Genomic DNA, 12,924 nt, shown 5'->3' with positions numbered 1-12,924 from the left:
CGCAACCCCGTGAAATCTCTGAAAATTGCCATTGTCGGCGCCGGACCTGCCGGGCTTGCTGCTGCCCTTTTTCTGTCGCGTGCCGGCCATGCGACGGAGATTATCGAACGTTTCGACAATCCCGCACCGGTCGGATCCGCGCTGATGCTGCAGCCGACCGGGCTGACCGTGCTGGAATCGCTCGGTCTTGGTCCCGCCATTCACGCGGCCGGCAATCGTATCGACCGGTTGTTCGGCACCGAGACAAAGCGTGGCCGCACCGTTCTCGACGTGCGCTATGACGCCTTGGCCGGCGGGCGCTATGGGCTTGCGGTCCATCGTGCCGCACTATTCGATACGCTCTACCATGAAGTCTCCACTCGGAGATATTTGATTTTCACCGGGAGGCGGGTGGTCTCGTCGCTGGAAGAGGGTGGTCAGACCTATCTTGTGGTCGAGGGTGGTGAGCGGCTGGGACCATATGATCTTGTCATCGACGCTAGCGGCGCGCGTTCCGAATTGGTCACGGCTTCGCCGGTCACGCCGAGAGCGCGCAACCTCGCCTATGGCGCGTTCTGGGCGACACTCGATTGTCCGGATGGACTGGTGGATAAGAGAGCGCTGACGCAGCGCTACGATCAGGCGAAGGTGATGATCGGCGTGTTGCCGATCGGGCGGCGGAAACCGGATGTGCCGAAGCAGGCGGCGCTGTTCTGGAGCCTAAAGGTTGCTGATGTCGACGAGGTGCGCCGGCAGGGGCTCGATCGCTGGAAGGCGGCGATCCGTGGCTATTGGCCGGAATGTCAGCCGTTGCTCGATCAGATCAGCGATTGGGAGCAACTGACGCTGGCGCGCTATGCCCATCGGACCATGGCCACACCCTATAGCGGCCGCACGGTCTTCGTCGGCGATGCCGCGCATTCCACCAGCCCGCAGCTCGGGCAGGGCGCCAATATGGCGCTGCTGGATGTGGCCGCACTTGCGCATGCCTTGGCCGGCAATGAGGATATCGGGACGGCGCTTGCCGCCTATGCGCAGGCGCGGCGGCTGCATGTGCGGCTGTTCCAGCTGTTGTCGCTGGCGTTTACGCCATTCTACCAGTCGGATTCAGCAGCTCTTGCCTGGGTCCGCGACAGGCTGGTCGCCACCATCGCCAAGGTGCCGCCGGGACCGCAGATATTGGCGTCGATCGTCTCCGGCACTCTGGTCGATCCCTTTGAGACGGCGGGTCTCAGCGAATGCGATTGGCTGCGGAACGCCGTTCCGCAGCCATCCTGATCATTTTCCCCGTTCGGTCAGGAAGATCAGCAACGCCACGACCGGGAAGGCGACGCCGATCCACGAGGTAAGGTTCCAGCCGCCGGTGGCATAGGCCCAGCCGCCGAGCGCCGAGCCGATCGCGCCGCCGCCAAAGAAGGTCGCCATGTAGAGACCGTTCAGGCGGCTGCGATGTTCGGCGCTGAGCGCATAGATGGCGCGCTGGCCGACGACGAGATTGGTCTGCACGCCGAAATCGAGCATGATGCCGGAGAGCGTCAGGGTGAGGAGCGCCAGCAGCGAGCCGCTGCCGGAGGCATGACCGATAAGGAAGGCGACGATGGCGAGCACCATTGCAGAGCCGGTGGCGAGCTTCGTCAAGCCACGATCGGCAAGACGGCCGGCGATCGGTGAAGCAATAGCGCCTGCGGCACCAGCCAGAGCGAAGAGGGCAATGCCATTTTGCGTCAGGCCGAAGGCCGGGCTTGCCAGCAGCAAGGGCGTCGTCGTCCAGAACAGGCTGAAGGCACCGAACATGCAGGCCTGATAGAGGGCGCGGCGCTGCAGCACCGGCTCATGCAGAGCGAGATGGCCCATCGACGAGAGCAGTTGGTCATAATGTAGCTTGGTGTGTGGACGGCGGGTCGGCAGGACGATGCGCAGGATGACGGCCAATCCGATCATGACACCGGCGGAAAGGATATAGACGGCGTGCCAGGAGAGCAGTTCCGACAGGAAGCTCGCCGCCGGCCGGGCCAGCATGATACCACAGAGCAGGCCGCTCATGACATTGCCGACGACCGCGCCGCGGCTGGCATCCGGCGCCATATGGGCGGCGAAAGGCACCAGGACCTGAACGGCGACCGAGGCAAGGCCAATACAGAGCGAGGCCAGCAGGAAGAGCGACGGCGACCATGCGAAGGCAGCGCCGACAAGCGCCACGGCCGCAAGCGCGACCAGCGTCAGCACCAATCGGCGGTTTTCGAGGAGATCGCCGAGCGGTACGATCAGCAGCAGGCCGAGGCCATAGCCGATCTGCGTCAGCGTCACGATCAGGCCGGTTGCCGCTGGCGTGAAGCCGAGTGCCTGGCTGATCGGGCCGGCCAGCGGCTGGCCGTAATAGAGATTGGCGGCCACCAGCCCGCAGGCGGCGGCGAACATGAAGGTCATCAACGGCGAAATGGTCTTTTCGGGGAGCGGCGTGCTCTCCCGCGTGGCGGCGGCAGTGGCGGGCATGTCTTGATCCTTGATGCGGTTGGGGGACGCAATCTCCCCCGAATTCTAGCGGGAAGTCAGTTCAGTAATGTCATGGCGGTCTCGAGGACGGTGGTCATCTGTTCTCGGGTGCGGCCGGTCTTGCCGATCAGACGCATGCCTTTCATGAGGCAATGCATCGTGCGCGCGGTGTTTTCCGCGTTGACATGGTTCGGCACCGAACCGTCCGTCTGTCCGAGACGGATCAGGTCGACAAGATGCTGCTCGTCAGTTTCGAAAGCGAAGGCGACGCGGCTGGCGGCTTCCTCGTCAAAGAGCGCCAATTCGGTAGCGCTGCCGACGACGAGGCAACCACGGCGACCGATGTCACCGCAGGATGACTCCGCATAGAATGTCACCAGCGCTCGCAGCTTTTCATAGCCGTTGGGGGCAGCAGAGAGACGCTCTTCCATGAGACCGCGCCGTACCTTGCGATAGCGGTCGAAGGTTGCGAGAAAGACGCCGCGCTTGTCACCGAATGCCTTGTAGACACTGCCGGCTGTCAGCCCCATGGCCTCGGTCAATTCGCTGATCGAGGCGGCATAATAGCCACGCTCAGAAAAGACCCGTAGCGCCTCATCGAGCGCTGCGTCCATATCGAATTCCCGCGGGCGTCCGCGCAGCTTCGGCGAAATGTCCAATGAGTCCGTTGTCATGTGGATTGTTTAGGAAATGATCGTTTCCAAATCAAGAGGAATTTTGCGCCGCAACAAAATCGTGATGAGTGTCGCCCGGTTTTCGGAGATCTCAACGATCTCTGGCAAGGCTATTCGGAGAGGATCGCCATATTGATGGTGTCGATATAGCGCCCATCGATGCAGGCGGATTTGCGCGCAATGCCCTCCCGGACAAAGCCGACCCGCTCATAAAGGGCGATGGCACGGGCATTGTCGGCGTGCACGCTGAGTTCCACACGCACGAAGCCGGCATTGCGTGCCGCTTGTAGCGTCGCTTCTATCAGCCGCTGTCCCAGGCCTCGGCCTCGATAGGACGGAATGATCCCCATGCCGAGTTTGCCGCCATGGGCGTGCGAAGGAAAAAAATGGCGGCTGATGTCGCACCAGCCGACCACCGTTTCTCCATCCAGGGCGACGAATTGCGGATTGCCGTCCCTGATCATGCCAAGCACGAAGCCGCGTGTTTCTTCCAGCGGAAATGCTTCCAGCAGGGACAGATATTTTCGCTCGCGCGCGACCGTATCGAGAGCTTTGTGAAAACCCTCGATATGCTGGCTCGCTATCGGCAATATCCGGATCTCGGTCGTGCCGGTCATGGATGTCGATATCCCCATGCAAATCAAGGCTATATCGACATTATTGATCGATCTGGCGGCTGTCTATATTCACCTCCGCCAATAACGGGTCACAAGTCCAGCACCCAGGTCTGGCCGTTCAATTCCGGGCCGAACATCCGGTGCTTCTCCTCGGAGACAAGCCGGAAACCAGCCTTGATATAGATGGCCCGGGCGGCGTCGAGGATGTCGTTGGTCCAGAGCGAGAGTTGCCGGTAACCGGCATCGCGCGAGAAGCGTATGCATTCGTCGACGAACAATTTGCCGAGGCCGAGACCGCGCGCCGTCTTGTCGATGTAAAGCAGCCGGAGCTTCGCGATGCCGTCGCCACCGTCGGTAATCATGACGGAGCCGACGTTTTGCCCACCGCGCTCGGCGATCCAGCATCGTTCCTTATCCGGATTGAACTTGGACAGGAATTCGCCTCCCACTTTCGCGACCAGTCCTTCAAAACGATCATCCCAGCCGAACTCCTCCGTGTAGAAGCGGGCCTGACTTTGCACGATCCAGCCGATGTCGCCCGCACGATGGGTTCGGATGACGAGGGGCGGCGGTGTCTTCCGATCCGATCCGAGCATGGTCTGGATCGTCCGCATTGCCTCGACGATGCGCTCGGGTTCGCCGAGAGCAAGCATGTCGAAATGCCCGGCGAGTTGGGCGCGGGAACGGCGGACAAATTCGAGAAACTGCGCCTGTCCCTTGTCGGTGACAGTGATGATCTGGCTGCGTAGGTCGCTAGGATCAGGCTTGGTCTCGATCAGGCCGTCTTCGCGGAAACGTTTCAGGATGCGGCTGAGATAGGCGGGATCGAGATGCAGATCGCGGGTAAGCGTCGAGGCGGCGATGCCGCCATGGGAGCCGATCTCGAACAGCACGCGGGCGTCGGTCAACGTGTAAGAGCTGTCGAGATAGGCTTTGTTCAGGACGCCGAGGAAATTCGTGTAAAAACGGTTGAAGTCGCGGACCGCGTCGATGGTCGCGAGCTCGGTAGTAACAGACATGGACATCGTCTCCCTGCAATATGGGGAACGATGTCCATTATTTATTGGACTCAGTCAAGTAAATTCGATTTGATTCACGCCGCCTGGCTGGCGCGTGTCTTTTCCGCGCCGAGAGCAAAATCGATAGCGGCCTGCGCGTGGATCGTGGTGGAATCAAAGCCCGGCAGAGCGAGCCCGTTTGGATCGAGGATCAGGCAGATCTCGGTGCAGCCGAGGATGACGCTGTCGGCGCCTGCGGCCTTGGCGCGATCGATGATCTCTACCAGCGTGTTGCGCGACTCGTCCTTGACGATGCCGGCGCAAAGTTCGTTGAAGATGATGTCGTGGACGAGGGTGCGGTCGTCGGCGCCCGGCACCATGATGGAAACGCCGTTGCGGGCCATGCGGTCGGCGTAGAAGCCGTGCTCCATTGTGTAGCGGGTGGCGAGCAACAGCGGCTTGACACGGCCAGCGGCTTTCAGCGCGGCGGCTGTCTCATCGATAATGTTGATCAGCGGCACGGAGATGCGCGCGGCAACTTCCTGTGCGATCAGGTGCATGGTGTTGGTGCAGATCAGCACGCATTCGGCGCCGGCGGCCTGCAGGCGGTGTGCAACATCGCCGAGACGGGCTGCGGCAGCATCCCAGCGTCCGGCCTTCTGCAGCGAAACGATCTCTTCGAAATTGACGGAGTACATCAGCACCTCGGCGGAGGCGAGGCCGCCCAGGCGGTCGCGAACCATCTCGTTGATCAGGCGATAATAGACCGCCGAACTTTCGAAACTCATGCCGCCGATCAGGCCGATGATACGCATAATGCCGCTCTCCGTTATTATTTTGAATGACGGAATAGTGCGGCATGTCAGCCGCCTTATGTTTGCAATCTTTGTCGCGCGGGCGTTTTCTTCTGCAGTTTTTTGCGCCATTATGTCAGATGACGCAAAAATACAGCGTTGCTACGGAGATTGCCGCGCATGCTTGACGAACGCGACCGGAAGATTCTCGACCTTCTGCAGACCGATGCCGGTATCTCGGTGACCGATCTTGCCGATCGGGTGGCGCTGTCGGTCTCGGCCTGCTCGCGGCGCATCCAGCGGCTGGAGGAGAGCGGCCATATCGCCCGGCGCATCGTCGTGCTCGATCGCGAGAAGATGGGCGTGCCGACCACGCTCTATGCGCTGATCAAGACCGCGCACCATGCTGACGAATGGATCGAGAGGTTCCGTAAGGTTATCGGCGACATTCCCGAGATCGTCGAGGCGCATCGGCTGACGGGCAATTACGACTATATCCTGAAGATCGTGCTGCCGCGTGTGGAGCAGTATGACGTCATCTACAAGAAGATCGTCCGCAAGGTGGAGCTTTTCGATGTATCCGCCTCGATCTCGATGGAGGAGCTGAAAAGCGGCGCCTCCATTCCCGTCGGCTATGCGCAATAGGTCCATAGAGTCGCAGGCTGGTTTTGCATATTATCCCAGCGAATTCTCTCAGCTAAGGTGTCATTGCGTGTGTGCTTTAGAGGCAATTTGTCATGAGCAATGCGGACATTCAGAACTATGCTCTGCCCGGCGAAAAGTTGTTGTGGCAGGGCCGGCCGAAACAAGGCCTTATGTTTAGCAGGAAGGACCTGTTCCTGGTGCCGCTTTCGCTTATGTGGGGTGGCTTTGCTATCTTCTGGGAAAGCATGGCTGTGCGCCAGGCCAATGCACCGTTGTTTTTCAAGCTGTGGGGTCTGCCTTTCATCCTGATCGGCTTGTACCTCATCATCGGTCGTTTCGTGCTGGATGCATTTGTCCGCGCCAGAACGCAATATGCGGTCAGCGATCAGCGTATCATGGTCTTGCGTGAAGGCTGGTTTTCCAAGCTTCTGACCGTATCGCTGGAGCGGTTGCAGACCCTGGATCTGGATCAGAATGGTAATGGAACGGGTACGATCAGCTTCGGAGACGATGTCCAGATCGGCTATGGCCGCCGTGGCGGCGGCATCGGTCTTTGGACACCCGCGCTTTCGAATACCCCTAAATTTCTCGGTATCGCCGATGTGCGTGAGACATTCGATCTGATCCAACGCGCGCGTAATCGATGATGGCATTCTCGATTACGCCGTAAGGATCACGCCCGCACAGGTGCCATGCATAAAAGGCGGTTGCTGGCCGTCGCCCTCAACTCTACGTTTGCAGAGATGTAATAGATGCGGGGTATTGTCATGCAGGATCATCATATCGTCGTCGTCGGGGGCGGTTTCGGCGGATTGCAGCTCGCCAATGATCTGAAAGGCGCGCCGGTCCGCATCACCTTGATCGATCGGCGTAACCATCACCTGTTCCAGCCACTGCTCTATCAGGTCGCGACCACCTTGCTCGCCACCTCCGAGATCGCCTGGCCGATCCGAAATTTTTTCCGCGACCGGCCTGAGGTGACGACGCTGCTGGCGGAAGTCGCGGGGGTCGACAGCCAGGCACATACCGTGACGTTGAAGAATGGCAACACGATCGGCTACGATACGCTGGTGCTGGCGACGGGCGCGACCCATGCCTATTTCGGCCATGACGAATGGGAGCCGGTGGCGCCGGGGTTGAAGACGCTCGAGGATGCGACGACCATCCGCCGCCGTGTGCTTCTGGCGTTCGAGCAGGCCGAGCTGGAAAAAGATCCGGCCATTCGTGATGCGCTCCTGACCTTCACGATCGTCGGCGCCGGGCCGACCGGGGTCGAGCTTGCCGGCATCATCGCCGAGCTCGCCCGAAAAACGCTGCCGAAGGAATTCCGCAATATCGATACCAGCAAGGCGAGGATCATCCTTGTCGAAGCAGGCCCACGCGTTCTCGCAAGCTTTGTCGAGGAATTGTCGGACTATGCCCAGAAGGCGTTGGAAAAGCTCGGTGTTGAAATCCATTTGGGCAAGCCGGTTACATCCTGCACCGCTGAGGGCGTGACGATCGGGGATACTTTCGTGCCGTGCCGCACCATCGTCTGGGCAGCCGGCGTGCAGGCATCACCGGCGGCAAAATGGCTTGACGTTCCGGCCGATCGCGCTGGCCGCGTCGTGGTCGACAAGGAGCTGCACGCGCCGGGCCAGCCGGATATTTTCGTCATCGGCGATACGGCGGCGGTGACGCGCGAGGATGGCAGCCCCGTGCCCGGCATTGCGCCGGCCGCCAAGCAGCAGGGTGCCTACGTCGCCAAGGTGATCAGGGCGAAACTGGCGGGCCAGCCGGCGCCGGGGCCGTTTCACTATCGCCATCAGGGAAGTCTTGCCACGATCGGCAAAAGTGCCGCGATCATCGATTTCGGCCGGATCAAGCTCAAGGGATGGCTTGCCTGGTGGGTCTGGGGCCTTGCCCATATCTACTTCCTGATCGGCACACGCTGGCGCATCGCCGTCGCCTGGAGCTGGCTGTGGATCTATATCAGCCGCCAGCACAGCGCCCGGCTGATTACGCAGAGAGAAACCATGCGGGAGGAATGAAAAAAGGGCAGCCAAACGGCTGCCCTTTTCCAATCGGTCTTTGCACCCGTAATGCTTAGGCCAGCGAGGCGATATCGATGACGAAGCGATAGCGGACGTCGCTCTTCAGAACGCGCTCATAGGCTTCGTTGATCTTGTCGATATTGATCAGCTCGATTTCCGAGACGATGTTGTGCTCGCCGCAGAAGTCCAGCATTTCCTGGGTTTCCTTGATCGAACCGATCATCGAGCCGGAGAGGCTGCGGCGGCCTGGAATGATCGAGAAGGCATGGACCGGAACGGCGTGTTCCGGAACGCCGAGCAGCACCATGCTGCCGTCGTACTTCAGCAGGTTCAGGTAGGCATTCCAGTCGATGGCGGTGCCGACCGTGTTGAGGATCAGGTCGAAGCTGCCTGCGAGCTTGGTGAAGGTTTCGGCATCGCTGGTGGCATAATAGTGGTCGGCGCCGAGCTTGAAGCCGTCTTCCTTCTTCGACAGCGTCTGGCTGAGAACCGTCACGTCGGCACCCATGGCGTGCGCCAGCTTGACGCCCATGTGGCCGAGGCCACCCATGCCGACAACAGCAATCTTCTTGCCTGGGCCGGCCTTCCAGTGGCGGAGCGGCGAATAGAGCGTGATGCCGGCGCACAGCAGCGGCGCACCTGCGTCGAGCGGGATATTGTCCGGGAAGGAGAGGACATAGCCTTCCTTGACGACGATCGAGTCGGAATAGCCGCCATAAGTCGGCGTCTCGCCATCGGCTTCGACGTCGTTGTAGGTCTGGACCAGGCCCGGCATGTAATGTTCGTAGTCGAGGTCGCGCGTGGTGCAGGTCGTGCAGGAGTTGACGAAGCAGCCAACGCCGACGCGGTCGCCGACCTTGAACTTGGTCACTTTCGAGCCGACGGCGGTGACGATGCCGGCGACTTCATGGCCTGGCACCATCGGATACTTCGAGCCGCCCCATTCGTTGCGGGCCTGATGGATGTCGGAGTGGCAGACGCCGCAATATTTGACGGAGATGGCGACGTCATCGTCATTCGGCGCCCGGCGTTCAAAGGTGAAAGGGGTGAGCGGCTTGGACGCGTCGGTGGCGGCGTAGCCTTTTGCAATAGCCATAGGGATTTCCTTTTTGGTAGGATTGGCTTCAGATGAAGTGGAAATTCTGATGACTGACTATGCATCGGAAGCGGGCGATAGCGTTAGAGCGATCCTGCAAGCTTTATGTACGATTCTCCGAATCTGGATGAGCGGCGCTCTTTCGAAACAATGGACGAAGACCTAGATAGGTTTCGACAAATCCTCGAAAACAATTGGTTGCGCATGACCCTGCCTTTCAATCCCAATCAGGAACTCGCTTCCATCATCGCTCGTTTCGCGACGGGGGATGGAGAGCATCACACACCGATAGAAGGGCTTAATCTTTATCGGCAGTCGGCCGCGACAGTCTGGCAGCACGGGGCTTATCGGCCCTGCTTTGCCATTGTGGTCCAAGGGCGCAAAACCCTGACCGTTGGCGCCGATATATACCACTACGGCGTTGGCGAGTACATTCTAACTGCCCTCGACCTTCCCGTATCGACGCAGGTCACCAATGTCGGCAGCGAAACACCCTATCTTTGTTTCGGCATGGCGCTCGACAGTGAACGGCTGAAGGAGCTGCTGTCGCGCGTCGGTATTCCGCGCGAGGCGGTGACGGCGGAACCCGTGCGCGGGTTGGCGGTCAATCCGGCATCGCCGGAGTTGCTCGACGCCTCGTTGCGGCTGCTCCGATTGCTCGATCGGCCGGAGGATATTCCGGCCATGGCGCCGCTGATCGAGCAGGAAATCCTCTACCGCCTGCTGACCGGCCCGAATGGACCCCGGCTGCTGCAGGTTGCCATGGCCGAGAGCCAGAGCAACAGGGTGGCGCGCGCCATTGCGTGGATTCGCGGCAATTTCACTCAGCCGCTGCGCATCGAGGAGCTGGCCGAACGTGCGGGGATGAGCGTTTCCTCGCTGCATCATCATTTCAAGGCCGTCACGGCCATGACGCCGATACAATATCAGAAGCAGCTTCGGCTGCATGAGGCACGACGGCTGATGATCGTGGAGCAGCTCGATGTCGGCTCTGCCGGTCATCGCGTCGGCTATCAGAGTCCTTCGCAGTTCAGTCGCGAATATAGCCGCCTTTACGGCCTGTCGCCGCTCCGGGACGTCGAGGGCATACGCAGTCCGGTCGCAGCGGAATAGTTTCGCGTGCTTTATTGATGCGGTGCAGCGACGATTTTCGCTTGACGCTCGCTCAGCTCTGCGCCATAACGCGCCGCGAACCGTACCGTACGGTACTCATTTGAGGATGGCCATCGTGCTTAGCGAAGCAGGACAGTCGAGCGAGTTTTCGCCGCGCCAGAACGCCGTTCTGGAGCAGGCGTTGCGTTTGCTCGTCGATGGCGGCGAAAAGGCGCTGACGACCTCGGGCGTCGCGCGCGCTGCCAATTGCTCAAAGGAAAGTCTTTATAAGTGGTTTGGCGATCGCGACGGCCTGCTGTCGGCGATGATCACCTATCAGGCCAGCAAGGTACGCACGTTCGAGCGCAACGGCGAGCGGCTGACGGCGGCGAGCCTGCACGATCATCTCGTGGTGTTCTCGCGCGATCTGCTGGAGGTTCTGGCGGGTGACGTTTCGCTGGCGTTGAACCGCCTGGCGATCGGCCAGTCGAACCGCGATGGCTCCAAGCTCGGCAAGCTGCTGCTGGAGCGCGGTCGCCGGCAGATCGACCGCCGCGCCAGTGGCCTCATCGATGCCGGCAAGCGGGCAGGGTTGCTGCGCTTCATGGATGCCGACGAGGCTTATCACACGCTTTACGGGCTCATCGTGTCCGATCTGCATGTCCGCATGCTGCTCGGCGAGCCCGGTTTGAAGGATACGAGCCGTCAGGCGGAGAGGGCGGTCACCGCTTTTCTCAAGCTTTACGGCACGGAAAAGGTTTTGGCGGAAGCAGCCGCAACCGTCTGAGAAGTTTCAATTTACGCCTTACACCAGACAAGCAAAGGGAAGGAAAAACAATGCGCGTCTATTACGATCGTGATGCCGATCTCAATCTCATCAAGTCGAAGAAGGTTGCCATCATTGGCTATGGTTCGCAGGGCCGCGCCCATGCGCTGAACCTCAAGGACAGCGGCGCACAGAACGTTGTGATCGCGCTGAAGGCCGGTTCGCCGACCGTCAAGAAGGCCGAAGCCGATGGCTTCAAGGTCATGACGGTTGCTGAAGCCGCCGGCTGGGCCGACCTGATGATGATGGCGACGCCTGACGAACTCCAGGCTGACATCTACAAGGCCGATATCGCTCCGAACATCCGTGACGGCGCTGCTATCGCTTTCGCACACGGCCTCAACGTTCACTTCGGCCTCATCGAGCCGAAGGCTTCGGTCGACGTCGTCATGATCGCTCCGAAAGGCCCGGGCCACACGGTTCGCGGCGAATACCAGAAGGGCGGCGGCGTTCCCTGCCTCGTTGCCGTTCACCAGAATGCTTCCGGCAATGCTCTTGAACTCGCTCTCTCCTACGCCTGCGGCGTTGGCGGCGGCCGTTCGGGCATCATCGAAACCAACTTCCGCGAAGAGTGCGAAACCGATCTCTTCGGCGAACAGGTCGTTCTGTGCGGAGGTCTCGTCGAGCTGATCCGCGCTGGTTTCGAAACCCTGGTCGAAGCCGGCTACGCACCGGAAATGGCCTATTTCGAGTGCCTGCACGAGGTAAAGCTGATCGTCGACCTGATCTATGAAGGCGGCATCGCCAACATGAACTACTCGATCTCCAACACGGCAGAGTGGGGCGAATACGTCACCGGCCCGCGCATCATCACCGAAGAAACCAAGGCTGAGATGAAGCGCGTCCTCAAGGACATCCAGACCGGCAAGTTCACCTCGGACTGGATGCAGGAATACCGTTCGGGCGCTGCCCGCTTCAAGGGTATCCGCCGCATGAACGACAGCCACCAGATCGAAGAAGTCGGCGCCAAGCTGCGCGGCATGATGCCTTGGATCGGTAAGAACAAGCTGGTCGACAAGAGCGTCAACTAAGATTTTCGGCTGTTGCTGAAATGAGAAAGGCCGGGGCGAGAGCTCCGGCCTTTTTTTCTATTTCCGTGCTTTGACGTAGAGCCACCTCGTCGGCTTGCCGTCGAAACCGCCGCCGTCGGCTTCGGTCATCGCTATGTCTCTCCAGCCGCCTTTACCGAGCAGTGCTGTCAGCCATGCAGCCGAGGGGTAGTTATAGTAGCGGCCGAAAGTATCATGACCTTCCGCCTCACCGGCTTTGAAGCTGGCGTGGAAGATGCCGCCGTCTTTCAGCGCGCGGCGGATCCGATCGAGAATATCGGGCAGGGCGGCGCGAGGCGCATGCAGCAGGCTGGCTTCGGCCCACACGCCATCGTGAGCGCCTTCGATATCGAGCGTTTCGAACCGCAATATCTGAACCGGCCTACCGATCAGGGCCTCCGCCTGTTTGGCAAGTTCGGTCGAACCATCGGTCGGCGTCACGGCGAAACCGCGCGAGATCATATAGGCCGCGTCCTGCCCTGCGCCGCAGCCAAGCTCGAGGATGGATGCACCTGCGGGAAGGGCGGCCAGGAAGGCATCAAGCCGGCTTCGCGGCAGGTTGCGTTTGCGTGTGGCATAGATGACGGCGTTGTCGTCGTAGAAGGAGGAGGTGGGGTCGTTTGTCATG

General features: G+C 60.4%; 14 protein-coding genes. 7 read left to right on the top strand and 7 right to left on the bottom strand.

Annotation, left to right across the window (positions count from 1 at the left end; genetic code table 11):
- The first annotated feature begins 9 nt into the window (after window positions 1–9).
- On the top strand, window positions 10–1,257 hold the full coding sequence (locus PMI03_RS20050; protein WP_039974373.1) for an NAD(P)/FAD-dependent oxidoreductase: 1,248 nt from the start codon (window positions 10–12) through the stop codon (window positions 1,255–1,257).
- On the opposite strand, the gene PMI03_RS20045 is transcribed toward PMI03_RS20050, so the two are convergent.
- The 5 genes from PMI03_RS20045 to PMI03_RS20025 form a co-directional block, all read right to left on the bottom strand.
- Complete coding sequence (locus tag PMI03_RS20045) at window positions 1,258–2,472, bottom strand: MFS transporter (RefSeq protein ID WP_007696933.1); 1,215 nt, start codon at window positions 2,470–2,472, stop codon at window positions 1,258–1,260.
- Between the two features lie 56 nt (window positions 2,473–2,528).
- Entirely contained in the window at window positions 2,529–3,146 is a 618-nt protein-coding gene (locus PMI03_RS20040) for a TetR/AcrR family transcriptional regulator (RefSeq protein WP_007696930.1), read from the bottom strand.
- Between the two features lie 110 nt (window positions 3,147–3,256).
- Window positions 3,257–3,763 (bottom strand): GNAT family N-acetyltransferase, encoded by a 507-nt coding sequence (locus PMI03_RS20035; protein WP_007696928.1) that lies wholly within the window; start codon window positions 3,761–3,763, stop codon window positions 3,257–3,259.
- Window positions 3,764–3,852: 89 nt separating this feature from the next.
- Window positions 3,853–4,782, bottom strand: coding sequence for a helix-turn-helix domain-containing GNAT family N-acetyltransferase (locus tag PMI03_RS20030; protein ID WP_007696925.1), 930 nt, complete (start codon window positions 4,780–4,782; stop codon window positions 3,853–3,855).
- Window positions 4,783–4,856: 74 nt separating this feature from the next.
- Window positions 4,857–5,576 (bottom strand): aspartate/glutamate racemase family protein, encoded by a 720-nt coding sequence (locus tag PMI03_RS20025; protein WP_007696923.1) that lies wholly within the window; start codon window positions 5,574–5,576, stop codon window positions 4,857–4,859.
- Between the two features lie 159 nt (window positions 5,577–5,735).
- On the opposite strand from PMI03_RS20025, the gene PMI03_RS20020 reads away from it, so the two are divergent.
- The 3 genes from PMI03_RS20020 to PMI03_RS20010 all read left to right on the top strand — a co-directional run bounded on the left by PMI03_RS20020 (window position 5,736) and on the right by PMI03_RS20010 (window position 8,230).
- Window positions 5,736–6,200, top strand: a complete 465-nt coding sequence (locus PMI03_RS20020) for an Lrp/AsnC family transcriptional regulator (protein WP_007696920.1) — start codon at window positions 5,736–5,738, stop codon at window positions 6,198–6,200.
- A gap of 92 nt (window positions 6,201–6,292) precedes the next feature.
- Entirely contained in the window at window positions 6,293–6,847 is a 555-nt protein-coding gene (locus PMI03_RS20015; RefSeq protein ID WP_007696917.1) for a PH domain-containing protein, read from the top strand.
- A gap of 120 nt (window positions 6,848–6,967) precedes the next feature.
- A complete protein-coding gene (locus PMI03_RS20010) occupies window positions 6,968–8,230 on the top strand; it encodes an NAD(P)/FAD-dependent oxidoreductase (RefSeq protein WP_039974409.1) in 1,263 nt (420 codons plus the stop codon).
- A gap of 55 nt (window positions 8,231–8,285) precedes the next feature.
- Here the strand turns inward: PMI03_RS20010 and PMI03_RS20005 are convergent, their stop codons facing one another.
- Window positions 8,286–9,329: an NAD(P)-dependent alcohol dehydrogenase gene (locus PMI03_RS20005; protein WP_007696909.1), complete on the bottom strand. Its 1,044-nt coding sequence runs from the start codon at window positions 9,327–9,329 to the stop codon at window positions 8,286–8,288.
- Window positions 9,330–9,533: 204 nt separating this feature from the next.
- On the opposite strand from PMI03_RS20005, the gene PMI03_RS20000 reads away from it, so the two are divergent.
- The 3 genes from PMI03_RS20000 to ilvC all read left to right on the top strand — a co-directional run bounded on the left by PMI03_RS20000 (window position 9,534) and on the right by ilvC (window position 12,278).
- On the top strand, window positions 9,534–10,442 hold the full coding sequence (locus PMI03_RS20000; RefSeq protein ID WP_007696906.1) for an AraC family transcriptional regulator: 909 nt from the start codon (window positions 9,534–9,536) through the stop codon (window positions 10,440–10,442).
- A 106-nt stretch (window positions 10,443–10,548) separates the two neighbouring features.
- On the top strand, window positions 10,549–11,208 hold the full coding sequence (locus PMI03_RS19995; RefSeq protein WP_034517999.1) for a TetR/AcrR family transcriptional regulator C-terminal domain-containing protein: 660 nt from the start codon (window positions 10,549–10,551) through the stop codon (window positions 11,206–11,208).
- Window positions 11,209–11,258: 50 nt separating this feature from the next.
- The gene (ilvC, locus tag PMI03_RS19990; RefSeq protein WP_007696899.1) at window positions 11,259–12,278 is read left to right on the top strand and encodes a ketol-acid reductoisomerase; all 1,020 of its coding nucleotides are present in this window, start codon (window positions 11,259–11,261) and stop codon (window positions 12,276–12,278) included.
- 57 nt (window positions 12,279–12,335) lie between these two features.
- Here the strand turns inward: ilvC and PMI03_RS19985 are convergent, their stop codons facing one another.
- Window positions 12,336–12,923: a bifunctional 2-polyprenyl-6-hydroxyphenol methylase/3-demethylubiquinol 3-O-methyltransferase UbiG gene (locus tag PMI03_RS19985; protein ID WP_007696896.1), complete on the bottom strand. Its 588-nt coding sequence runs from the start codon at window positions 12,921–12,923 to the stop codon at window positions 12,336–12,338.
- Window position 12,924: the final 1 nt, after the last annotated feature.

This window comes from Rhizobium sp. AP16 (genome assembly GCF_000281735.1).
GTDB lineage: Bacteria > Pseudomonadota > Alphaproteobacteria > Rhizobiales > Rhizobiaceae > Rhizobium > Rhizobium rhizogenes.
Note: the sequence above shows the minus strand (reverse complement) of the source record. Positions and strands in the feature narration are given on the sequence as shown.

Coding starts and splice junctions, on each gene's coding strand:
- PMI03_RS20045 (WP_007696933.1), bottom strand. CDS start 2,472: ATGCCCGCCACTGCCGCCGCCACGCGGGAGAGCACGCCGCTCCCCGAA.
- PMI03_RS20040 (WP_007696930.1), bottom strand. CDS start 3,146: ATGACAACGGACTCATTGGACATTTCGCCGAAGCTGCGCGGACGCCCG.
- PMI03_RS20035 (WP_007696928.1), bottom strand. CDS start 3,763: ATGACCGGCACGACCGAGATCCGGATATTGCCGATAGCGAGCCAGCAT.
- PMI03_RS20030 (WP_007696925.1), bottom strand. CDS start 4,782: ATGTCTGTTACTACCGAGCTCGCGACCATCGACGCGGTCCGCGACTTC.
- PMI03_RS20025 (WP_007696923.1), bottom strand. CDS start 5,576: ATGCGTATCATCGGCCTGATCGGCGGCATGAGTTTCGAAAGTTCGGCG.
- PMI03_RS20020 (WP_007696920.1), top strand. CDS start 5,736: ATGCTTGACGAACGCGACCGGAAGATTCTCGACCTTCTGCAGACCGAT.
- PMI03_RS20015 (WP_007696917.1), top strand. CDS start 6,293: ATGAGCAATGCGGACATTCAGAACTATGCTCTGCCCGGCGAAAAGTTG.
- PMI03_RS20010 (WP_039974409.1), top strand. CDS start 6,968: ATGCAGGATCATCATATCGTCGTCGTCGGGGGCGGTTTCGGCGGATTG.
- PMI03_RS20005 (WP_007696909.1), bottom strand. CDS start 9,329: ATGGCTATTGCAAAAGGCTACGCCGCCACCGACGCGTCCAAGCCGCTC.
- PMI03_RS20000 (WP_007696906.1), top strand. CDS start 9,534: ATGACCCTGCCTTTCAATCCCAATCAGGAACTCGCTTCCATCATCGCT.
- PMI03_RS19995 (WP_034517999.1), top strand. CDS start 10,549: ATGGCCATCGTGCTTAGCGAAGCAGGACAGTCGAGCGAGTTTTCGCCG.
- ilvC (WP_007696899.1), top strand. CDS start 11,259: ATGCGCGTCTATTACGATCGTGATGCCGATCTCAATCTCATCAAGTCG.
- PMI03_RS19985 (WP_007696896.1), bottom strand. CDS start 12,923: ATGACAAACGACCCCACCTCCTCCTTCTACGACGACAACGCCGTCATC.